We start from the raw sequence: 22,530 nt of genomic DNA on the forward strand, positions 1-22,530 counted from the left end.
ACCGATCTCCGATCGAGCGCACGACGGGCAATCGAAATGGTCCTGAGCTTGACCTACGGGGACCGCACCTACCTCCAAACCGAGTACTCATCCTGGCCGTTGCCGCGGAGGCGTGGGGATGTCGGGTTCGGTGCTGTTGATCCGCCGAAACTATGCTCGCCGTCATGTCGTACGACAGCTTAAGGGCGAGGATCGAAAGAGTTGCTGAGATTGCAACCAACCTGACCAATGATCCGAATGCTCCGAAGTATCACCACGTGGTCCCTCAGTCCTACATCAGACGTTGGACCCCCGGCGGAAAAGGCGCGGTACGGTCCGTTCGGATCGACGATGGTCGCGGGAAGCTCGTGGGGCCCAGGAAGGTTGGCGGGGTAGAGCAATTCTATCGACTCGAAGCCGACGACATCGACCAGACCTCGACACCCCCGCTGGTCGTCGAGGTCCTACTGGAGGTGTTCGACAAGCTCGCCAAGGTTCGGATCGACGAACTCCTCGCAGCCGAGCCTGGACCTGTCACCGACGTCGAGATGAAGCGCGATCTTGCGATGGTGGTTGCCGCGCAGATGAGCCGTGGCCAATCGTTTCGCCAGGAACAGCTCGATCTCCTCGAGTATGCATCCCGGCAGGATCCGATCGAACACTCGAAGGTCGCAGCTCGTATATGGCTCTTGTCGACCGGCCAAAGCTTGGATGACGAGACGATTGAGGTTGCCGCAGCACAGATGCGCGAGAAGGACCGCCGATCGTTGATCAGCCAAGACCACAAGCCTCAGGCAATCCAGCTGATGATGCAAAATTTTACGAAGCTGATCGTTCCCTTGATCACGCGGAATTGGGCCGTCTACTGCACTCAAACGCCTCTGTTGACCAGTGACGACCCGGTCGTTGTTATCGGAGGTCCGTCCACTGATCGCCGTGTGAAGCCCGGTAACGCCAGTGCGGCCGTGTGGATCTACCCCATCGACCGTCATCGGCTTCTCGCGTTCTTTCGCCCGGGCATCTCGCCGCAGCTCCCCTTCGTTCTCGACGCGGTCGAGACCTACGAGATCAATCAGGAGATCGTCGCTGCCGCCTACGAAAAGATCTTCGAGCATCCCGACGACGACATCGCGAGCACCATCACAGTGCCTCCGTGGCCGGTCGTTCCCCGCGCCGAGACAGTGGTCGAGCTGTCACGTCGTCCGACCCGGTGGTTCGAGAGCGCGGAGCTGCCGGCTGCACCGGTGTCCCGTTGGTATCAACGCTGATTCAATGACCCCTGCCGCGGTAGACAACGTGCATCCGTATCACTTGGGGACGTGTCGTTAATCCATTTCAAAACGGTCAATTGGGTTGTTGGTCTGCAGGTGTCGTGCTGGCGTTGTAGAAAGCCCGCGCGGTGTCGATTGCGGCACGGGCGGGTCCGGTGGTGTGGGCGATATTGAGCGGCGGCGTCCACTGCGCGATGACAGTGGCTTCGACCGCGTCCGGTGATGAGTGTTGGCACCAGCTCAGTTGTAAGTGTGTGTGCATCCATTCGGTCAGGTGAATCTCATCGGGGCTGGCTTTGCCGTGCGCCCGCTAGCCGCCGCCGTCGGAGATGCGTCCGATGGCTTCGCCGGTTTCGTCCGACACCGCTTGTCGGTGAGTTCTGACACCACTCGGGCCGGATCCACGCCGGGGATGTAGGTCTGCGTCGACACCACTGCTCGGGCGTACGACCTCCGGTCAGCTCGTCTGCTTCTTGGTGGCCTGGGCCAGACGATAAGAGTCGGTGCCGGTCTCCAGGATGGTGCCACCGAAGGTAAGCCGGTCGACGATGGCCGCGCACAACCGGGGGTCGGTGAATGTCTTGGTCCAGCCGCCGAAGGACTCGTTGGACGCGATCGCGACCGAGGCCTTCTCCTCACGCTCGGTGAGGACCTGGAAGAGGAGTTCCGCACCGCGGCGGTCGAGCTGCATGTAGCCGAGCTCGTCGATGCACAGCAGGTCGACTCGGCCGTAACGGGCGATGGTCTTGGCGAGGGTCATCTGGTCGGCTGCTTCGACGAGCTCGTTGGCGAGCTGGGTCGCCAGGGTGTATTTGACGCGGTAGCCGGCCATGGCGGCCTCGGTGCCAAGGGCGATCAGCAGGTGCGACTTCCCGGTGCCGGAGTCCCCGATCAGACACAGCGGCTGGCCCTTGTGGACCCATTCGCCCTTGGCAAGGGTGTGCACCACGGCGGGGTCGATGTTCGGGTTGGCGTCGAAGTCGAATGCCGGCAGGGACTTCTCCCGTGGGAACTTGGCCGCCCTGATCCGCCGCTCGGACCGGCGGCGGGCGCGGTCGTCGCACTCGGCGAGGAGCAATTCGGCGAGGAACCCGCGGTAGGACATCTGCTCACGCCCGGCCCGGTCGGCGTACTCGGTGAAGGAGCCGCGGATGGTGGGCATCCTCAGCATCCGGCAGGCCTGGTCGATCGCGGCGTCAGCGGCTTCCTCGGTCATTCCACGGCGCTTGGTGGTCACGGTGCAGCTCCTTCGTTCGGGTTCTCGCGACGGTTGGGCAGCAGCTGGTCGTACTTGTCCACGCTCGGCAGTGGGCGAGTGTCGGCTGGGAGGTGTGCGCGCAGCCGGCGCTCGGTCAGCGATCGCACGGCAGGGGCCTCGCCTTCGCCGTACGCCTCTGAGCCGACATGGGCGGTTGGGTGGTCCAGGGCCGCGTCATCTGCCGTGTCCTCGTGCTTGCGTGCCTCCAACGCGACCGCGTCCGCGGTCAGCGCACCGGCACGTAGCGCGGTTGCGAGCCCGGCGACGACCTGCTCGTGGGGAAGGTGGCGATGCAGCATCAGCACCTCGATCAGGGCCCGGGTGCCATCGGCGTCCCCGTGGGCCTTGCATGCCGCTGCCCACCAGGCGTCGTGCACCTGGGTGAACCGTCCCGATGCCCGTGCCTGCTCCAACGCTGTTGCTCCGGGGAGCGCGCCGGGTTTGCGGAGGAGGACCTCGAGGTAGTGGTCCAGGTCGACCCGAGTCGCGCCCTTGGTCATCAGTCGCTCGTGGCGGGCGATCTCGGCCTTGCCGTCGTAGATGATCAGGTCGCTGGCATTGAGAAGCACCCGGGCTTGGCGGCCGACCAGACGCGCGGGGACGGAATACTTGTTCATCCTGACCGTGACCTGGGCGTACCGATCCACGCGCGGGGTAAACCACCGGCCGGTCTCGAACACCTCGACAGGTAGTGGCGCGAGCAGTGGCTGCTCGGTGACGAAGTGCTCCCCGACCGTGCGGGCCCGGGACCCGATCCGACGAGTCTCGTCTGCCAGGTCCCACTCGTCGACCAAGCTGTTGAGCTCGGAGAGGGAGTCGACCTCGGGGATGGGGACGAGGTGGTTGCGGCGGAACCAACCGATCTGGCCCTCGACGCCGCCCTTCTCGTGGGCCCCCTGGATGCCGGGTTGGCAGTAGAACGCCTCGATGCCGTAGTGCGATCGGAACGCCGTCCAGCGGTCGGCCTCGACCCGCTGACGGCTGAACCCAATCACGCTCGCGACCGCGGCCTTGAGGTTGTCGTAACGGATCTTCCCGACCGGCACCCCGCCGAGGACGCGGAAGGCGTGGGCGTGGCCTTCGAAGAAGGCTTCCTGTCCCGCAGAGGCACTGATGCGGTGCACGGCCTTGCCGGAGTAGGAGAGTCGGAGGCTGAACAGCGCGCAAGTGACAAGCTCGCCCCGCAGCTGGATGGCCACATCACCGAAGTCGACCTCTGCCTCCCTGCCCGGGAGATGTTCTTGTGGGATGAACGTGGCTGCGGGCTCTCGACCGGCCTCGATCCGGATCTCCCGGCGTCGGGTCGCGACGTAGTCCCGCACCATCCCGTATGAGACCTCGTGGGCGTCGTGCTCGTCCAGAAGCCGATCGAAGATTCGCTTGGCGGTGTGACGCTGCTTGCGCGGAGCATCCAGATCGTCTCGCAGCCAGGAATCGATCACCCCGCGGTGTGGATCGATCCTCGATCCACGCTTCGGCTGTGGCTTGCGTGGCTCCGGCCACGCCGAGGCCTGCGCGGCAGCCACTGTCCGGTACCCCACGCCGTGCTTGCGCTGCAGGGCGCGGTTGGACATCCCGGCGCGGACATCGCGCCGGATTGCGGAGTACAGGTCGACCCTGGACCTACCCGCCGGCACGGACACGCCCGTCTTGGGTCGGGCCGGAGGTCATCGGCCATTGCCGGAGGTTGGTGTGCCGAGGCATTTTGCGATGCCGTCGAGAATCAGGCCGACACCACGCCGGTAGGCACCTTCGGGGTCGTTGGCTTTGCCGGTCTGTTCTCCGAGGGTGCGGGAGACGCGCGAGGCGGTCGGGAACCGGGTCTGGTCGCCGATCGCGTTGGTCAGGGCCGGTTCGATGTTCGACCACCAGTCGGTGTCGTGGTCTTCGCCCGGCAGCCTGGAGTCTTGGGCGGCGCGTGTGGCGCGGGCGGTTCCCTGCACCAACGAGAGCAGGGCGGTGAGGGTGTGCTCCATCTCGATGTCGGTGAGCCCGATTCCGTCCAGGGCGCGCAACTCGGTCTCGTACTTCGTTGAGGCCCCTGGTCCCGGGACTGGGCGTCCGGTAGCGAGGTCGGTGATCCAGGGATGGGCTTGGCAACTCGCCCAGTTCGCTTCGGCGAGCGCGGTGACGCGTTCCCGCCAGTCCGCGCCCTCGGGGATCGTGACGGCCTCGTAGGTCACGCCGGCGACTTGATCGAGCATGAGCTCGACGAGTTCGGCACGGCCACCGATGTGTGGATACAGCGCCATCGCGGTGACCCCTGCCTCCTCGGCCAGTCGCCGGATTGTCACGGCGTCCAGGCCTTCTCTGTCGGCGAGGTCGACTGCCAGTGTGGTGACGCTTTGGGTGCTGATCCCGCTGCGTGGGCTCACCGGCGAGTCACGCCAGAGCAGTCCGATCAGCTTGAACTCGTCCACGCCTGTGCGCTTGGCCATCTCTGTCCTCCTCGAACTCTACGTTGTATACTACACCGTAGAACGCGACGAGAGGAGCAGCATGGATGTCGAGATGAGCCCACCTGGCTCGATCCGGGTCGAGGCGGTGCGCAAGACCTTCCCGAAGCGGGACAAACCCGCGTTGACCCGGGTCGATCTGCGCGTCGACTCCGGCCGGGTGTGCGCACTGCTGGGAGCCAACGGTGCTGGCAAAACGACCCTGGTGCGGATTCTGACGACGCTGACGGGAAAGGACTCCGGCACTGTGAGCGTCAATGGCTGGGACGTGGACCGCGATCCTGCACGGGTACGGGCATCGATCGGCGTCGTGGGGCAGTATGCCGCCCTCGACGAGGTGCTCTCAGCCAGGGAAAACCTGGAACTGTTTGCCCGGCTGATCGGGCTCTCACGTACCGCGGCCCGGTCGCGGGCAGCCACGCTCCTGGAGCAGGCGGGCCTGAGCGAGCACGGCGGGCAGAAGGTATCCGGGTTCTCCGGTGGCATGCGACGTCGCCTGGACCTCGTGACCTCGATGATCACCCGTCCCGCCGTGCTCCTCATCGATGAGCCGACTACGGGCCTCGATCCGATCGCCCGTCGCACGATCTGGAACACGGTGCGCTCGTTGGTGGACGAGGGTACTACCGTCCTGTTGACCACGCAGTACCTGGAGGAGGCCGACGAATTGGCCGATGACGTCGTGATCCTGCGCGAGGGTTCCGTGGTCGCCACCGGCACCCCATCGGACTTAAAGGCGCTCGTGGGAGAGCCGCGGATGGAACTGCGCGACCCCTCCCTCGAAGACGTCTACCTGCATCTGCATCAAGGGGGCGACGCAGCATGAGCGCCACGACGATCGAGCACCACGGTCCGGCCACGGGCAGCATTCTGCGCGAGGCCGTTATCCTGACCGGCCGCGCGATGCGGCACTGGCGGGCGCGGCCGGTCACGTTCAGCATCCAACTGCTGTTCCCCGTCTTGGTCATGCTGCTCATGGGCGGCCTGCTCGGCGGGGCGATCGCCGGCACCACAGGCGACTACATCGTCTTCGTCGTGCCGGGCATTCTCGCCTTCACCGTGCTATCGGGAATCGAGACGACGATCACCGCTGTCACCGGAGACGCCGCCAAGACCGTCACCGACCGGTTTCGCACCCTGCCCATCTCCCGCGGTTCGGTGCTGCTGGGACGGGTCTTCGCTGACATGCTCACTGCCGCCGTGGAACTCGCGGTCGTCACCGCCGCAGGACTGCTGCTCGGCTGGCGTCCCGAAGGGGGCGTCGCCGATGTTGTGCTCGCCTACGTCCTGCTGCTGTGGCTGAGGTTCGGACTGCTGTGGGTCGGCGTCTGGATCGGGTTGAAGGCCGGCACGCCAGAGGCGGCCACGACCGCCCAGCTTGCGATCTGGCCGGTGGCGTTCCTCTCGACTGTGTTCGTCGATCCGCGCACGATGCCGGCCTGGCTCGGAGTCGTCGCCGAATGGAACCCCCTGTCGGCGACCGCATCCGCGGCGCGTGAACTGTTCTCGGGCACCGACCTCACCGGGGTTACCTTCGTCGCCGACCACTCCGTGCTCTTCGCCATCGGCTGGCCGCTCGCGCTGACCGCGGCGTTCATCCCCCTCGCCATTCGTGCCTACCGGAGACTGTCATGACGACCACGACCCACGACGTGATCCGCGTACGCGGAGCCCGTCAGAACTCACTCCAAGACATCGACGTCGACGTCCCCAAGCATCAGCTCGTGGTCGTCACCGGCGTATCCGGATCAGGCAAGTCCTCGCTGGTGTTCGACACGATCGCGGCCGAATCAGCGCGCCAGCTCAACGAGACATTCTCGGCTTTCGCCCAAGGCAGGCTCCCCAGCTACGCCCACCCCGACGTCGACCTGCTGGAGAACCTCTCGGCCGTTATTGTGGTGGATCAGCAGCGCCTCTCCGGCGGACCTCGCTCCACGGTCGGGACCATCAGCGACATCGGCGCACGTCTACGGCTGCTGTTCTCCCGCATCGGTGAGCCGGCCGCCGGCTATTCCAACGCCTACAGCTTCAACGACCCCGCCGGCATGTGCCCGAACTGTCAGGGGCTCGGCGTCGCGGCCTCGGTCGTGGAATCCGAACTCGTCGACGACGACCGCTCCCTCAACGAGGGCGCGATTACTTTCCCCAAGTTCAACCCGGGCACCTGGCTGTGGAAGGCCTACGCCAAGTCCGGGTTCTTCGACCCCGACTTGGCGATCCGCGACTACACCCCCGAACAACGCGAGCTGCTCCTGAACGCACCCGCCGCCAAGCACACCCCGCCCGCCGGGATGGATGCGGTCGGCACCGCCTACGAAGGCCTCGTCACCCGGTTCAACCGGATCTACCTCCAGCGCGAACCCGACTCGTTCAAAGGCAAGCAGCGAGAGGCCTTCGAGCGGATCGTGTCGCGTGGCCCCTGCCCCGAATGCCACGGCTCCCGACTCGCCGCGCCTGCCCGCGCCAGCCTGATCGACGGCAAGTCGATCGCCGACCTCAACGCTATGCAGATCAGTGACCTCGCCGAGCGCGTCGCCAAGATTGACGGTATCGGCGTGGCACCGCTCGTCGCGAACCTCTCCGTCCACCTGAAACGGATGATTACCCTCGGGCTCGGCTACCTCAGCCTCGACCGGGCCACGTCCACCCTCTCGGGAGGTGAGGCCCAACGGATCAAGATGGTCCGCCATCTCGGCAGCGCCCTGGCCGACATGCTCTACGTGTTCGACGAACCCACCGTGGGCCTGCACCCCCGCGACGTCGCCACCCTCGGACAGATGCTCGAGGCTCTGCGTGACCGCGGCAATACCGTGCTCGTGGTCGAACACGATCCGGACATCATGTCAATCGCCGATCACATCATCGACCTCGGCCCCGGAGCCGGAACCTCCGGCGGCCAGATCGTCTACCAAGGCGACTACGACGGCCTCACCCAGGCCGACACCCCTACCGGGCACGGACTCCGCGAGCACCGGCGCGCGACCCGGACGCGGCGTGAACCCGACGGCTGGATCAGCATCGACGATGCCACCACCAACAACCTCCAGGACGTCTCCACCCGCGTCCCGCGCGGCGTGATGACAGCCGTGACCGGAGTCGCCGGATCGGGCAAGTCCAGCCTGATTCTCGGCAACCTCCCCGCCGTCGAACCCGACGCGATCGTCATCGACCAACGCCCCATCCGTGGATCGCGTCGCTCCAATCCGGCCACCTTCACCGGCCTGCTCAACCTGATCCGTGATGTGTTTGCCAAGACCACCGGAGCACCTGTCGGGCTGTTCACCCCCAACTCCACCGGAGGATGCCCGGCCTGTGAGGGCAACGGCATCATCTACACCGACCTCGCCTTCATGGAAGGCGTGATCACCCGATGCGAAGTTTGCGAAGGACGACGGTTCACCCCCGAGGCCCAAGAGCATCAGGTCGATGGCAAGAGCATCGCCGACGTGTTCGAGATGAGCGTTACCGACGCACTCGGCTACTTCACCCAGCCCGCGATCGGGCGCATCCTGTCCCGGCTTCATGACGTCGGGCTCGACTACCTCACCCTCGGACAGACCCTCACCAGCCTCTCCGGCGGCGAACGTCAGCGACTCAAACTCGCTACCGAACTCGGAACCTCGGGCCGCACGATCATCCTGGACGAGCCGACCACAGGACTGCACATCGCCGATATCTCTCGGCTCCTCGGGCTGCTTGACCGGCTCATCGACGCCGGATCGACGCTCATCGTGATTGAGCACAACCTCGACATCATCGCCGCCGCCGACTGGATCATCGACATCGGCCCCGAAGCCGGACACGAGGGCGGACAAGTCGTCTTCGAGGGCACACCAGACCAGATGATCACGGACGGCGGGACCTACACGGCCGAACACCTACGAGCTCGCGCGAAAAACTGACACGGTAAGGCCAGCCGCACTGCCTGGCTCCGGCCTGTCCTCACCACCGATTCACCGACGTCCAAGACAGACGATCTGGAGCCGGTCCACAGCTCGAGATCAAGCGGTGTCAACTCTGGCCGACACCCTCCCAAGCCATAGCCGGGTGGTGCTGGCTCTGGGCGACAAGCGGTGTCGGATGAGACCCCCGTAGCCAGTCCGACTTTCTTCACGTCCAGGTGCACCATGTACCCGGGATGCTTCGCGGTGATCGTCTGGATTTCCCGGTTCGTCTCCGTCTCACCGTTCGGGTCGATGAATCGGCGGCGGTTCAGGCCGAGCTGGGCCAGGTGCCGGGTGATTGTGCGCCGACTGACCGCAACACCGTCTGCATGCAGTTCGAGGGCGATGAGGGACGCCGACCACTTATGCCCGCGCCGTAGCCTCCTCGATCCGAGCTACTGTCTCGCCAGCTGTCGCTCTCGGCTGCTGGGCTGACGCAGACGAGCGGACAAGCAGGCCGAGCTCGCCGAACTGACGGTACCGGTTCACCCACTTCGATGCAGTTGCGCGGGAGATGCCCATCTCTGCCACGGCGTGTGCGATTTGGTGGGTACGGCAGCGTTCAATCAGTCGATTGCGGCCTTCGGGAGCGAGCGGCGCATTCTTGTGGCTGCGCCTGCGTGGTTTGTCGCCGATCGACGAACTTGGGCTCGAAGTCATGCTCTGCGGCCCAGCGCTAGGACGTGACAATCCCGTCATGGATCGATACGCCTAGAACAGTCCCAGCACCAGCGTGATCGCCAGGAACAGTGCCAGCTGATAGCCGGTGTTGATGGTCGTCAGCTTCAGTGGCTTCTGCTCGAACGAGTTGTGCTGAAGAAGGGTCGATGCGGACAGTGTCAGCCAGGCGACGACCCCAACCACCACGGCCATCCACACGGAGTCGTTACCGGTCGCAGCCGATGTGAGCCCGACGGCGAACGCGAGACCGACCGTGGTCGCGGCGTTAGACACTGCGAGCAGGATCAGGTTCCGCGTTCGGACAGGTTTGTTCTTCTCCGGCGTGATGCCTGTGAGCCCCTCCCAGGCGTCCGCGATGGCACCCTTTAAGTACCAGGCCATCGCGACAACCATCCCCGCGACGAACGCGAGGAGCACACCAATCCAGCTGATCTCCATGCCTGTACCTCCCCGATGGCCAGGGCACGGCCAGCCCCTAGCGACGATGATGTTCACTTGATATAATCAATCATGGTTGAAAATGTCAATCGGGCGTCACGTCGATCTTACGGCCAGTTCTGCGGGCTGGCACGCGCGCTCGACATCGTCGGAGACCGTTGGAACCTCCTGATCGTGCGCGAGCTGCTGCCAGGCCCCCTGCGATACAGCGACTTGAAAGCCTCCCTGCCGGGCGTGGCGAGCAACCTCCTGGCCGAACGGCTGCGGACGATGGAGGAGACCGGCGTCGTGGAGCGAGCACTGGGAGACGCAGGCGTCCTCTATGGACTGACGCGATGGGGCGCGGAGCTCAAGGAGCCGATGGAGGCTCTGGGGCGGTGGGGCGTCCCTCTGCTAGCTACCGGGCGGGGCGATGACGAGTTCCGGCCACGATGGCTGACTCTTGCCCTGCCTGCCATCCTCAATGGGAGAACGGCAGCACCGCCTGTAGAGGTTGGCTTCGAGGTGGAGGGCCTGCTCATCGTTCTCCGTATCGACGAGGATGGAACGAGCGCGCGCATCGGTGACGACCATCGACCGGAGACCGTTCTGGCGGCCGAGGCCGATACCGTCGTCGGCCTCGTCGCCGGTACCCTCACCGTCGACCAAGCGCTCGATGCAGGTGAACTCCGCGGAGACACCGGCACCCTTCGGCGAGCGTTCGTAGGCGACGCCGCCTCCAAGGCCCTGGATCCGAAGGGTCCGTAGTCGGAGCGACGCCGTCAATACCGTCATGGCCAGCAACAGCTAGAGACCTTCGGATCCCACCTGCCCGTCACTGTGGCTGGAGAGTGACTGCATCCCCAGTGAATGTGGTGGCGGTGTGGTTGCTGCATATGGCGGCGATGATGTGTCGGTGCGCAGCCCTGCGCCCCGGCGCTCAGACTAAAGATGTGCTCAGCATGCTCTTCGCCCCAATTGCCAGTGTTCGTAGCGCGTTGTTCGGACTCAGACCTAATTCGTCCCTACTACCGCGGTCGATGGCTATAACCGTCCTTGCCCAACGTCATCGTTGGTGAGTGCGGTCATGTGTTCCGTCGGTCGCGCCGGGGCCGAAGCGCGGACCGTAGTGTCCTGATTTTCGACGGCCGTAGCCACACCGTCGAGCGCGGTACGGATGAGTTCACCGTAGGAATCGTCAGGTAGAGCCGATAGGCGTTCGCGGGCTGCGGTGAGGTGTTCACGGGCGGTGTCGAACGAGCCGAGGCGACGATAGTTGTCGGCGAGGTTGAGATGGAGTGAGGGATAGAAGCCCTCGATGTGCAGGTTGGTGTGATGTTGTTGGACGCGTTGTTCGCTGACGGCGTCGGCGGCGTCGAGTGCGCGCACGTCCCACGCGAGGGCTTGTGCAGGATCGGTATGGAGATCGGCCATGTAGTGCGCAAGAGTGCAGCGGTGGAACGGATCTCCGCTGACTCCGATGAGCTTCCACAGGTCTTGGAGTTGGGTGCGTGCTGTGTCTGCGTTTCCGCTGCGTCCGTCGGTGACGGCCTGAGCAATGAGGTCCATCGTCGGGTCCGTGTTTGCGTCTGTCATAAGTGGTGCTCCTTCGGTGGCGTGGATTCGTCTGGAGGTGGGGGCATGGTGGGCATAGCGACTGTCGTGAGGTCGCCGTGGTCGGCGGAGCGAATGGTGGCCGGCTGTGTGTGGCCTCGGAAGTCGATCAGCAGGTCCGCTCCGATTGCGCTGCTGATTGCGGGATAGAGCGTGGTGAACTCGAACCAGACTTCGATCGGACTTCCGCTTACGCTGGCGGGTATTTCAATACGGTTGTCCGACTCACTATTTCCGATGTCGACGCCAATTTCAGTGACGCGAAGCCCGATCAGGGCGGCTGAACTGTCCTCAAGAGCCTGTCGGAGCATTGCTGTCGACACTTGGACACGGGTAGTTATCGCTGGCATGTCATCGAGCATCAACCGGTAGTCAGGGAACGGCTCGGTCAGTAGTCGGCAATACCGGTCATCGCAGTTTGGCAGCCGCATCCACAGGCCGTAGGCGGTGGCTTCGATCCGTGCCTGCGCAGTCCGTCGTAGATCAGCCAGGCAACTGCGCAGATCATCGCCGTTCACCGTTGCAGCCCACGCTATGGCGGTCGGGTTCGTGGTTGTCAGGGTTCGAGTGGACAGTCGATAGCGATCGGTTGCTGTCACGGCCACAGTGCCGGTTTGCGCTTCGAAACGCACACCACCCAGTACGGTGACGCCTGGTTCGTTGCTGGTAGCGGTGAGTACCTGCTCTATCGCTGCCGCCAGTACCGGTCCGCTCATCGCAACCACCGTCGCCGAGGCAATACCGGTCAGCGTTGATTTGATGGCGTCTGACTGCTGACGTGCGGTTGTAGCGTCCTTGGCTACGGTGTCGACGTGTTCATCGATCAGGCGGATGGCTTCGTCGACATCAGCATCCAGAACCGATTTTGCCTCGTCGGACAGCCAGCCGTAGACGTGCAGGAGATCTCCGCCGCCGCACGCGGACGCGGACGCGGACGCGGACGCGGACGCGGACGCGGACGCGGACGCGGACATCATCTGCGCAAGTAGTTCCTGTGCGCCGCCGTCGAAGTACGCCTCGATTTTGGCCGAATCATCGCGCGATGCGGCAGCGAAGTACGAGGCGAGCTTGCGGGCGGCGACGATGGTGTCGATTCCGCGCAGCGGATTCCACCAGAACCCGTCGCTCGTGGTGAGCGGACCTTCGGCGATGCCTTGCAGGTCGTAGCGCCACACCGTGCCGACCTCCTCGCGGACACCGCGAGTGAAGTCGTGTCCGTCGCGCTTGTTGGAGGTGAACAGCGCCGCGCCGGGCGCGGTGCACAGTGCGTCGATCGCCAACGCCGCAGTCTTGCCCATACGAGGTCCGGCGAGGGCGAAGAGCATGTCCTCCCATGACATGAATACCTTCTGGTTGCCCTGGACGGTGCGTCCGACGACGACTCCGATGTCGGAGTCGTCGAGGGTGTCCAACTCGGCAAGATCGGTTCGTAGCGACTTCGCGCGTTCGCGTGCCTGTTTGCCGGTCACCCCGGTCAGCTTCGATGTCGGTCCCATCAGGCGGGCCTTGGCGTCGACGTCGTTCTTGCCGCTGCCCGTCGCGCGGGCTGCGGCGGCGACGCCGGTGAGACCGGAGACGATGATCACCGCGATCACGAAGATCCATGTCGATACGCTCGGCCACGTCAGCTTTCCGCCGGCGACCGAGAACAGCGCCCCGAACGGGTTGACGGGGATATCTTCACCGGTGTCGACGAATACGTGCCCGAGCCACAGTGAGCCGTAACCGAGCGCTATCAACACGATTACCACCGAGACGGCGATCAGCGGGAACATCGACGACGATGTCCCGGCTCCCTTGGAGGTCGGCTTCTTGGTCACCATGCGTCCACACCAGCCCCGGTGGCAGCGTCGACGCCGCGGTCGATCTCGATGACGTTCGCGACTCGGTCGGTGATGTCGACGACCGACTCCGACGGGCGGTTCTGGCGTGGTGTCTCGAGCATCAGATCGGCCAGACGGATCGGTTCGACGTCCGCAGCGGTGGAGGACACATCGAGGGTGCGTTCGGCTATGTCGTCGAAGTCGAGGCCATCGAGCTCGGCGGGCAACTCAAGGACGTCCAGCGACAGACCCGGGCGCAGTACCGCGTCATCGATGCCGTTGTCGATCAACCGTTCCCGCCATGCATCCTCGTGCACAGCCGTGCGGTCGAACGTGGCGTTCGCCCACTCCTGCTGCACCGGGTCGGTGAAGGTCTGCGCTGCGATCAGCTCGTGTGCGACACCGGTCGCGGCGAGAAATGCCGCAGCCCGCGCCAGCGAGAGGTCGGAATCGATCAGACCGAATGCGCGACTGTCACTGCGCGGCTCGTAGGAGTGCGAGCGTGCGCGAATTTCTTCGCGCCGGGTGTGCGCCCGGTCGGGCAGACTGCGGCGGCGTGCGGCAGCCAGCGCAGCGCGGCGACCGCGTTCATAGGCGGCTGCAGCGATCTGTGAACGACGCTGCAGCTCGGCCGTCGAGACAGAGCGAGTTGTCATCGACGTTCACCACCGTCGATGGTGAACGAGATGTGGTCAGTGCTGGGGGAGAGCGAGTGAGGAATCGACATGGAGGGCCTTCACTGGGAGCGTCGGCCAGCCCACAACGACTATGCACGCACACGAAAAGCGGTGTGGTGAAGCGCTGTTGCTGGATGGACGCTCGACCGTGACCCTCATCGACGGTCGAACCTGAACAAGCATAACTCATCGCCGGATGCTCTCGCATCCTCTCGGCCAGACGCTTAGTCACGTCCTGTGATCACCCCGTGTACCCGCTCAACCTGGGTCTCTGCAGCGAAAAGGCATCGAAGTCGTGCGTGACTCGGCGACGGACCGGCAGCATGACAGTTATGGGTGATGTCATCGAGTTCGTCCCGCGGTTCTTTCTCACCGATCGGCAGCGGAGGCTGATGCGGATTCACGCGGGGGTATGCGCCGACGGCGCGTACGACGACATCGAAGAACGCGGAGACGATCCTGTCGACCCGACCGACTGGTGGGATCTGTTCGACCGACTGCCGGAGTGCACCTACAACGAATCAACCCTGTGGCGACGCCAGATGGCCCGATCGTTCGACGACCTGGCCGAAGACCTCGACGCCGGCCGCCTTCCCCGTCCCCGCACGATGGCCGAGCAACTGGCGCTCATGATCGTTATCTTGCAGGCCTCGGCCGCTCTGTCCGACGCCGAATACGGCGAAGACGTCGCCGCCCTCGACGCTCATCCTCACGACGGCGACTGGGATGCCGTCTCGGACGGCCTGATGGACGATCGTGACGCCGAAGCGTTCTATCACCCCGCCACTGCCGTGCAGTGGCTACAGATTTTCCCTTGCGATACGTGGTTCGCACCCCGCCTTGGCGAACAACCCCGCGATTCTCGCCGGGGGTTCAGGCGATGAGTTCCCACGAGCGGCTCGTAGCACGGTCGTTGGTCCTCGCGGACTTACGACTCATCGAGTAGACCACCACGAGCAGCCTTGCGGGGCTGGCGATCCTTGTCTCCTGTTTGCGCAGGCCATCGCACCCCCATCGTTGCCAACTCGTCGGCCGTAAGTACCTCGCCGTCGAGAATGTCCTCGAGCAGAGACTGCTGGGCCGGTTCGAGGTCGATCAGTTGTGTCAAGACACTCAATAGGTCGGAGAACTCGATCGACCATTCGGCGGGCCACGTTGTGACATTGACGCTATCGAGGGGCGATCTTCTTTTTCCCTTGGGCCTTGCGAGCCGGTAACCGGTCCACGAATCGATGATGTTCGCGCCGCCGACGGTGTAGTCGCGGACCTCCTGGGTCACTCCAGTCCATCGGCCTTCGCCTAGTCGTAGGATTTCTGACTCGGGGTCGTAATCAACGGACGACGGCATCGAGTTGCCGACAGATGTCGCGTAGACCGGGTGTGCGGCTCCTGGCTGGACTCCCTCCTGAACCGAGATCTTTCCTGAGGGGTGTTCGCCCTGATCCCCGTACGTGTGAAGCCAGACGATGTGCCTTCCGAGTTGAACGGCTCGGGTCCATAGTTCTGGGTTCGTTGTAATGGGGACTCGCACGCCCGGGGTCTTGAGATCGGCGGAAAAACGCTCGACGAACCCGGGGTGCGAGCAGACTGCAGCGAGGTAGTACACAACATCGGCGGGGGCGACGCCCAGATCGAATTGGGCTCGCAATGCCTCGACCAAACCTGCGGCCAGGTTAGGCGTTCCGTCAGGATGCAGCATAGGAAGCGCCCGGCCTCCACCACTGCCGCGGAAATGGTGGACGTCAGGAATGAGCGACGTGAAAACAAGCCCTGGCCCTGACTTCGGAAACTCTGAATGGAGCTCGATCGTAAAAACCTGGCCCGGTATGCGTGCGTGCCATAAGTCCGGTGAGGGCTGAATGATCAGCCGTTTATCCGCGATCAGCCATTGTCGATCGAAGGACCGATAGCCGACACGCACGATTTTGGGGTCCGTGATGATGACTGTGGAGTTGAAAGGTGTCAGGGTGTCGGTCTCGACATCGTCACCGAACAGTGGTGTTTTCGTTTTGGTCAGTGACGCGTCGCGGCCCTCGCCGAATTTGGTCGACTTCACGGACGGATCGGATTCGTTGACTAGATCTCGAAGGCGTTCTTCAAGAATGTCTTTACTGGGTCCGTACACCCAGCCCCGTCCTGCGAGGACGCCGTTGGCCCGCCATGGCATCAGATCATCGACAGCAGGGTATTGGTCCCAGGTGTCGGAGCCTGCCGGGACGAACGAGTCGGTCCAGCCAGTGCGAGCTTGTTGCCAACCCGGATCGGAAAGCTGGAGGTGCGCGAGGCGCTCGAACTTTTCGCCTCGAGTTCCGTTGACGTCGATGTATCGGATATCAGCGGGTACGTCTGCGTCGGTGTCCGGGCGACGCAGGAACATCGCAATGGCCACAGGGGTTTCGATGTTGAACACGGCGTTCTTACTCGGGGGCTGCTTGCCCTCCGGCGTGACGTTGATGATCCACCCATGTGAACAAGTCGACCGCAAGTACTGTCGCATTCCGCGAAACCCAGGACCTGAAAGGTACCCGGTAGCAGTGATGAAGCAGACTACGCCGCTGCCGCCGTCGCGAACATCAGGATGATTCGTCGATTCGAAGACCTTCCATGTGGCCCATCGCCAGAAGTAGGCATAGAGGTTGCTCAGGTGCCGCTCGTGCCGCCCGTTTCCCTCCAGTTTGAACGCATTCAGCGGGGGCAGGTTCGTCGCTGGATCGCTGCCGGCCTCGATCCATCCGCCCATGCCGCCGGCATGGTCTTTGTAGGGCGGATTGCCGATGCAGACCTGGATATTGCGCTCGCGTTTGACTGCGTTCGCTTGCTGTCGTTGCTTGGCAATCAGCTGGAGTGTGTAAGAAAGTTGCGTCTTGCTCGCACTGTAGGGGTCTTCGAGGGTGTCAGCGACGTAGAGATTCAGTCCCGAGGCAGGCATCTGCGCCCCTGAATCGCGCAGCGCGGCGGACACTCGCAACTCGGCAACGGAAAACGGCCCGGACTGCAGTTCGATTCCGTACAAGCGTGCAACGGTGCTGGCAACCGCTTCCGGCGCAGCCCCCGGGCCGTACTGCTGGGCAGCAGCGGCACCGACGTGCCTGAGCACAGACAGTGGATATGTTCCTGTACCCATCGCGGGGTCGATGATGCTGACGTGGGGATTGCGCAACCCCTCGGGCTTACCGAGGTGACTTTTCAGAGCGTCGTCTGTGAGTCGGACCATCGCATCCACCACTTCGACCGGGGTGTAATACGAACCGGATTTTTTGCGCTTCTCGGGGTCGTACGTTCCGAGAAAGTGCTCGTAGAGGTGTAGATAGACGTCGTCGCCGCCAGCAGCGATCGCGGGCCACCGTGCGGCGGAGAGAGTCCGCGCAATTATTTCGATGGCGGTCCATGTGGGGGTCTTGGTGACGTGGGCGGTCAACAGGTCCAAAGCCTTACCCATCAGGCTGTAGTTGCCTTCGAGCTTGCGGGCGACATCGTGCAACGTTCCAGCACTGATGTCGATCCCGTCACTGACAGCGAGCACCAGAGCGAAGACCACCGTCTGTGAGAAGCCGTCTGCGAACTCCTCGTCTCGGGAGTGCGGGAACAACAGTGTGCGCCAGTCTCGAGCGATGCCGAGGAACGGTTGTAGGTCAGGATCTGCGCCAGCTTTGATTGCACGTCGCTCTGCCTTGAGGGCCAACCGAACTTCCTCGCGAAGCATCCGAGCCAGCGGTGCCAATGTGTCGACCAGTTTAGAGACCGATGAGATCGGGGCAGGCTCCCACCGCAAGAAGCCGTTGAGCAGCATCTCCATGCGACTCGGCGCTGTGAGCTTGCCTCGTGTTCGCGTCAGACTGGGTGTGTGAAGGCTGACCGGCTCGTCCACCAGTTCGCCGTATCGCCACAGACGCCACTCCACGCCGTTGGTGTGAAGTAGGTTGGGAAGTTCTTTCAGGCGCTGCCACTGCCGGTAGTTGTGGGTCGTCTTTCCGTAACTCTCTGGGTCGAGACTTACCCCTGGCGCTTTGAGCTCGATGTGCCCCACCAAGACGTCGTTGACACGAACACCGAAATCGGGGCGAACCGATCCGTCCTGCTCTCGAACCTCATCGTGCGCAACGGTTTTCATGCCAGATTCGGCTCCCAGGTCTTCGATCAACCTGGCGACAGGGCCGGAAAGCAGCGCTTCACGCTCTCCCGGCCCGTCGAGCTTGTCTTTGGCAGTGGTGCCGAACTGGGCGATAAGGTCCGCAAACGTCATCTGACTACCTCCATTTGTTGGCAAACCGTAACCGTTGAACGCGCGGGCCCGGCGTCCGGGAGGCATGATCGGCTGGGCCGAGAAGCCACCTTTGTACCAAGCCGCAGGCCTGCACACGACCTAAGCGAAACTTGTCCGATGAACCCCGCGGACCCTGCGCGCCGACCCCACACGGCTCGCGAGATCACAGACATCACTCGCCAGGCAGTGATAGACACACTGACACTCGATCGCGACTATTTCTGGGTAGGCAAACTCGACGAAGTCACTTTCCTGAGCGCCCTATACGACCTGCACGACCTTCCCAGCACCGACCGTCGGTACACGGACGCCGCCGGCGACATACACCAGCACTGCATCAACAACACTGACTGGGGAGAGGGCTGGGTCTTCGGGGACACCAGGTTCAGCATCCGCACCGGTCCAGATGATGCTTTCCTTCGGTTTCTCACCCGCACCGTGCACCCTCTCGTACGAGACCCCGATATCGCAGAATCCATGGTCATTCGCCTCAACGAACTGCTCGCCCCCGACAACTACGAGCTGGTCGCAGACGGAACCATCAGTGGGCGAACACTTTACAACTGGCGACGAATCAGTAGCTTCCATGGCGACCGCCCCGCCGGCCTGGTCCTCGACCGAGCAACACTCGACGACCGTACAACTCTCGATCGACATCTGAGACGTATCGAAGCAAGCATCGCAACGGATCCCGAAGCTGCAATCGGCGCGTGCAAAGAGCTGATCGAGTCTGTGTTCATCCAAATCCTCGATGACCTTGGAGGGACCTACAAGCGCAGCGACGACCTCCCAACCCTCTACAAAGCGACCAGCAAAGCGTTGGACATCGCCGGCAAATCAGTCGAAGGTGACGCCGCCGCGAGCTCGGCCGTCAACGGGCTCTTACGAGGACTCGCCAGCTCGGTACAAAGCCTCGGCGAGCTGCGGAACAAAATCGGAACCGGTCACGGCCGAGGATCTCCGAGCACCGCCGATCGACGACACGCCCGGCTCGCCCTGAACTCAGCTGTGGCCATCAGCGAATTCCTGTTCGATGTATGGGACACACGGTAGATCGAAACGCGCTACTCGAATCGGCCTACGACGACATCCGAGGAGCGTGGCGACGTCCGGTCGATCCGGACCCGTGGTGGTATCCGTTCGCGATCCCCGTCGGGGATTCCGGCGATGAGGCGGCGAAGCGCTTCTCCGTCGGTCGGTCCGTCGCCACGAGTGTCAGGTGCGGACTGTTCGTCAGTGCCCGGCTCTACAGTGGCGAGTGTGAGCGACAACGAGTCCGCGGCCACGGTGCCTGAGCGTGTGCTCGATGAGTGTGCGCACGTGTTGATCGACAAGATCGATCAACTACTCGATCGGGTGACCGACCGCGCTGTGGCAGCACCGACGCCGGGGTCGGCGGCGTGGGAGTTGGAGTGGAGCATCCGAGACACTCCGATCGGACGTACGCGCGTGGCCGAACGCTCCCGTGTGCGAGAGGAATTGGCGCGCCGCGCACTTGCCGGCCTCAGCATCGCCGAAGGTTCCACACTGGCGGTGCCGGCTCGGCACGCTCCCCCGGTCCGGCCCCGCCGGACGAAGCCCGGACGTGTCCACGTCGACGAGGCACAGCTGACATTCTTCTGAACCCGCCGCTCGAACTCGTTTCCCGATGGGTGCAGGCGTACGGCCCCGGCTGCTGTCCTGCGGCACCCGTTTACCGACGCACGGTGCGTTTCTTGGTGCCTGCGGTGGATTTGCGGTCCTCGAATTTCAGTTTGAATCCAAATGTCTTGCTGCCCTGAAAGGTGCTCGCGGCCAGTGCGCCTCGGGCCCGGTAGGTTTTACCTGTCTTGCTCGTGGCGTCGAATTCGATGGTCTCCCCGGCCAGCAGCGCTGCGACTTCCTGCTCGGTAAAGTCCTTGCCGGGCCAGTGGTCGTTGGCACCCCATCCGCGGCCTTTGAACGTGACCTGTTTGCCTTTCCACACTCCGCTGACCAGATCGGTCCGAGGTGCACGCTCCTCGAACTGCGGGTTGAAGCTCACGTGTGGGTACTGCTTGCCGTCCTTGTCCCTCACTCCTGGTTCGAGTTTTCCCGTGCAGGTGAACGTCTTTCCCGACTTCGCGCTCGTCGCGACGATCTCGATGACCCGGCCGGCGAGCAGTGCCGCTACTTCGGTGTCGGTGAACCGGTGGCCGCCGAAGACCCGCTTCGCACGGGTCACGACCGTGCCTGCGTGAGTGAAATGCAGCTCCGGTGGCAGCTCGATCATCTCGACCGTTTCTCGGGTCACCCCGGCCTTGCCCATCCGTGCGGTGAGCTCGCCGGACAACGTCCTCGCATTCGCCGTCATCGTCGCGAGGTCGCGGCGCACCAGATCCGCCACGAGGGACAGATAGTCGGCTGCCTCGCCGGTTCCGGCCTCGATCTGCGCCATCTGCTCGAAGACCTGCTCGGTGATCGTCAGATCCCCGATGTGCGTGCCCGGCAGGATCCGATGGTTGAGTTCACCGATCGCGCTGAGGGTGATCTTGCCGCGCTTCTCGACCATCAGGGCCTTGCCGGCCGAGTTGTTCGTGACCTCGGCATAGGTGCTCGTCCGGGTCGCACCTGTACCTACGCTCCGCTTCTCGAGCTGTTTCATCAGCCATCCCATCGTCGGATGCGGCGGCCGCGGCGGGAAGCCTTCGTGGACGAAGGGGTCCGCGACGCTGCCGAGCGCGGTGACTCCTTCCGGCTGGTCGCCGGTCTGCTGGTCCTCCTCGTCGACGACGAACACACCTTTCCATCCGAGTACTGCGGGCACATTCAGCGTGCCGACGAAACTCGGGTATTTCTCGACGTGCCCGCGGTGCTGGTCGTACTCGTAATCGGGGGCGAGCATCGTCAGGTAGTTCTTGGCGAGGAGCTCGTAGATCTCTTTGCCCAGCTCGCCGTAGGCCTTCTCCACTGCCGCGAGGCTCGGCGGCACGTTGGGCCCTGGACGGTTGGCACCGTGCGCGCCACCGGCCTTGATATGGCTCGTACGTGGGCCGCGATGGCTCAGCGCCGCCGGATCCACGCCCACCACACCGGCGATCGCGTCGACCGATGGAAGCAGCTCGTTGAACTGCTCGATCGAGATGAACTTGTCCTCGGTGCGCGGGTAGGACACCACCTGCGCCTCGTACATCTTCTGATAGGTGTCGAGAACGTTCTTGGCTCCGAAGCCCTTCTTCGCGAGCAGAGACGACAGTCCGGCCAGGTCCATCAGTCTCGGCGGTCCCGTTTTCTTGCGTGTGGTCCCGTCGTGGGCGACCGGTGACGACTGCAGGCCGCCGGGAACATCGTTCTCGTTCTCGAATTGATCGACCTCGGGGTCGGTGTACGTCACGCCGTTCTCGTCCCTAAACCGGTTCTCGTAGAACGCCTTCTTGACGTATCCGTGGTGCGCGTCGAGCCCGTCACCGACGATCACGACCATCGCGGACTTGAGCCGCCCGTTACGCAGTACCGTGCTCGCCCCGGTCGTCTTGGTCGCAACTCTGGTGAACTGCATCGAGAGCATGTCCCACTTCGACCGGAAGTCGGCCTTGCGGTAGTCGCCCTCGGCAGCGATCGCCGTGACCGACCGACGGGCTGTGAATGCCTTACGCAGTGATGCCGGTGTCTCGTCCAGGAACTCCATGCGTTCGAGCTTCTTGTTCTCGAGGCCCAGGTACTCCACGATCTCCCAGCCCAGCAGTGAGCCTTCACCGGTCGGATCGAGATCGGCTGCATTGCAGATGCTCTCGCAGCCCGAGAGGGTCGTCTTCAGTTCGTGGAGCAGGCTTTTGGCGTCCGGATCGATGACCAGCTTGCCGCCGGACACCCGGCGTCGGATTTCTCGCTCCCAGCGGAAGTCGTCGGCGTTCCACGGGAGATGTTCGAGCTCCCAGCTCTTGTACTTGTCGGTGAGAGGCGCGGGCACCATGGCGGAAGGGTCTTTCAATTCCAGCAGGTGGCCGCGAGCGTGGACGATGACGTACTCCGTGCCTGCGAACGTGCCACTCATTCCGCCCAAAGCGGTCGCGAAGTTACGTGCTGCGGAGGGCTTTTCGGTGAGGATTCCGACTTTTCCCATGACAATAGATCCTTCTCTGCGGTTCGTGCGGCGTGTGGACAGCGAGGGTGTTGCCGGTGGCCAGT

The 22,530-nt window shown here is 63.7% G+C and carries 18 protein-coding genes and 1 pseudogene; 8 read left to right on the forward strand and 11 right to left on the reverse strand.

Annotated features, from left to right (window positions below; translation table 11 throughout):
* Window positions 1-164: 164 nt before the first annotated feature.
* A complete protein-coding gene (locus J1M87_RS11920) occupies window positions 165-1,247 on the forward strand; it encodes a DUF4238 domain-containing protein (RefSeq protein ID WP_206489788.1) in 1,083 nt (360 codons plus the stop codon).
* 76 nt (window positions 1,248-1,323) lie between these two features.
* Here the strand turns inward: J1M87_RS11920 and J1M87_RS29415 are convergent, their stop codons facing one another.
* The 4 genes from J1M87_RS29415 to J1M87_RS11935 all read right to left on the reverse strand — a co-directional run bounded on the left by J1M87_RS29415 (window position 1,324) and on the right by J1M87_RS11935 (window position 4,946).
* Window positions 1,324-1,530, reverse strand: a complete 207-nt coding sequence (locus tag J1M87_RS29415; RefSeq protein ID WP_332307791.1) for a GIY-YIG nuclease family protein — start codon at window positions 1,528-1,530, stop codon at window positions 1,324-1,326.
* Between the two features lie 177 nt (window positions 1,531-1,707).
* The gene (gene istB / locus J1M87_RS11925; RefSeq protein WP_198289540.1) at window positions 1,708-2,466 is read right to left on the reverse strand and encodes an IS21-like element helper ATPase IstB; all 759 of its coding nucleotides are present in this window, start codon (window positions 2,464-2,466) and stop codon (window positions 1,708-1,710) included.
* A 17-nt stretch (window positions 2,467-2,483) separates the two neighbouring features.
* Window positions 2,484-4,145, reverse strand: a complete 1,662-nt coding sequence (istA, locus tag J1M87_RS11930) for an IS21 family transposase (RefSeq protein ID WP_042940362.1) — start codon at window positions 4,143-4,145, stop codon at window positions 2,484-2,486.
* Window positions 4,146-4,175: 30 nt separating this feature from the next.
* Window positions 4,176-4,946: a TetR/AcrR family transcriptional regulator gene (locus J1M87_RS11935; protein WP_008720567.1), complete on the reverse strand. Its 771-nt coding sequence runs from the start codon at window positions 4,944-4,946 to the stop codon at window positions 4,176-4,178.
* On the opposite strand from J1M87_RS11935, the gene J1M87_RS11940 reads away from it, so the two are divergent.
* Genes J1M87_RS11940 through J1M87_RS11950 form a run of 3 tightly spaced genes read left to right on the forward strand, consistent with a single transcriptional unit; the run spans window position 4,933 to window position 8,866 of the window.
* Entirely contained in the window at window positions 4,933-5,790 is an 858-nt protein-coding gene (locus J1M87_RS11940; protein WP_307830791.1) for an ATP-binding cassette domain-containing protein, read from the forward strand. The two genes, J1M87_RS11935 and J1M87_RS11940, sit on opposite strands and share 14 nt — an antisense overlap.
* Window positions 5,787-6,599 (forward strand): ABC transporter permease, encoded by an 813-nt coding sequence (locus J1M87_RS11945; protein WP_008720571.1) that lies wholly within the window; start codon window positions 5,787-5,789, stop codon window positions 6,597-6,599. The genes J1M87_RS11940 and J1M87_RS11945 overlap by 4 nt, the downstream gene beginning before the upstream one ends.
* The gene (locus J1M87_RS11950; protein WP_008720573.1) at window positions 6,596-8,866 is read left to right on the forward strand and encodes an excinuclease ABC subunit UvrA; all 2,271 of its coding nucleotides are present in this window, start codon (window positions 6,596-6,598) and stop codon (window positions 8,864-8,866) included. Before J1M87_RS11945 ends, J1M87_RS11950 begins: the two co-directional genes overlap by 4 nt.
* 197 nt (window positions 8,867-9,063) lie before the next feature.
* On the opposite strand, the pseudogene J1M87_RS28600 reads toward J1M87_RS11950, so the two are convergent.
* Window positions 9,064-9,568 (reverse strand): annotated as a pseudogene (locus J1M87_RS28600) (helix-turn-helix domain-containing protein); the annotation flags it as partial.
* A gap of 51 nt (window positions 9,569-9,619) precedes the next feature.
* Complete coding sequence (locus J1M87_RS11960) at window positions 9,620-10,027, reverse strand: DUF1761 domain-containing protein (RefSeq protein WP_008720575.1); 408 nt, start codon at window positions 10,025-10,027, stop codon at window positions 9,620-9,622.
* Between the two features lie 72 nt (window positions 10,028-10,099).
* Here J1M87_RS11960 and J1M87_RS11965 point away from each other — a divergent pair, with 72 nt between their 5' ends.
* Window positions 10,100-10,774, forward strand: a complete 675-nt coding sequence (locus J1M87_RS11965) for a helix-turn-helix domain-containing protein (RefSeq protein WP_008720577.1) — start codon at window positions 10,100-10,102, stop codon at window positions 10,772-10,774.
* A 276-nt stretch (window positions 10,775-11,050) separates the two neighbouring features.
* Here J1M87_RS11965 and J1M87_RS11970 read toward each other — a convergent pair whose 3' ends face one another.
* The 3 genes from J1M87_RS11970 to J1M87_RS11980 are packed head-to-tail and all read right to left on the reverse strand — an operon-like array spanning window position 11,051 to window position 14,099.
* Window positions 11,051-11,602 (reverse strand): hypothetical protein, encoded by a 552-nt coding sequence (locus tag J1M87_RS11970; RefSeq protein WP_008720579.1) that lies wholly within the window; start codon window positions 11,600-11,602, stop codon window positions 11,051-11,053.
* Complete coding sequence (locus tag J1M87_RS11975; protein ID WP_206489789.1) at window positions 11,599-13,443, reverse strand: hypothetical protein; 1,845 nt, start codon at window positions 13,441-13,443, stop codon at window positions 11,599-11,601. The genes J1M87_RS11970 and J1M87_RS11975 overlap by 4 nt, the downstream gene beginning before the upstream one ends.
* Entirely contained in the window at window positions 13,437-14,099 is a 663-nt protein-coding gene (locus J1M87_RS11980; protein WP_008720584.1) for a hypothetical protein, read from the reverse strand. The genes J1M87_RS11975 and J1M87_RS11980 overlap by 7 nt, the downstream gene beginning before the upstream one ends.
* A gap of 344 nt (window positions 14,100-14,443) precedes the next feature.
* On the opposite strand from J1M87_RS11980, the gene J1M87_RS11985 reads away from it, so the two are divergent.
* Window positions 14,444-15,004, forward strand: a complete 561-nt coding sequence (locus tag J1M87_RS11985) for a hypothetical protein (protein WP_051048275.1) — start codon at window positions 14,444-14,446, stop codon at window positions 15,002-15,004.
* A gap of 44 nt (window positions 15,005-15,048) precedes the next feature.
* On the opposite strand, the gene J1M87_RS11990 is transcribed toward J1M87_RS11985, so the two are convergent.
* A complete protein-coding gene (locus J1M87_RS11990; protein WP_198289536.1) occupies window positions 15,049-18,231 on the reverse strand; it encodes a type ISP restriction/modification enzyme in 3,183 nt (1,060 codons plus the stop codon).
* On the opposite strand from J1M87_RS11990, the gene J1M87_RS11995 reads away from it, so the two are divergent.
* Both J1M87_RS11995 and J1M87_RS12000 read left to right on the forward strand, forming a co-directional pair.
* Window positions 18,214-19,437 (forward strand): abortive infection family protein, encoded by a 1,224-nt coding sequence (locus J1M87_RS11995; protein ID WP_198289537.1) that lies wholly within the window; start codon window positions 18,214-18,216, stop codon window positions 19,435-19,437. The genes J1M87_RS11990 and J1M87_RS11995 overlap by 18 nt on opposite strands.
* Before the next feature lie 207 nt (window positions 19,438-19,644).
* Complete coding sequence (locus J1M87_RS12000; RefSeq protein ID WP_042940333.1) at window positions 19,645-20,007, forward strand: hypothetical protein; 363 nt, start codon at window positions 19,645-19,647, stop codon at window positions 20,005-20,007.
* Window positions 20,008-20,077: 70 nt separating this feature from the next.
* Here the strand turns inward: J1M87_RS12000 and J1M87_RS12005 are convergent, their stop codons facing one another.
* The gene (locus J1M87_RS12005; protein ID WP_008720593.1) at window positions 20,078-22,465 is read right to left on the reverse strand and encodes a DNA topoisomerase; all 2,388 of its coding nucleotides are present in this window, start codon (window positions 22,463-22,465) and stop codon (window positions 20,078-20,080) included.
* Between the last annotated feature and the right edge of the window lie 65 nt (window positions 22,466-22,530).

The sequence above is a fragment of the Rhodococcus sp. KRD162 genome, from assembly GCF_017168335.1.
Classification (GTDB): domain Bacteria; phylum Actinomycetota; class Actinomycetes; order Mycobacteriales; family Mycobacteriaceae; genus Rhodococcoides.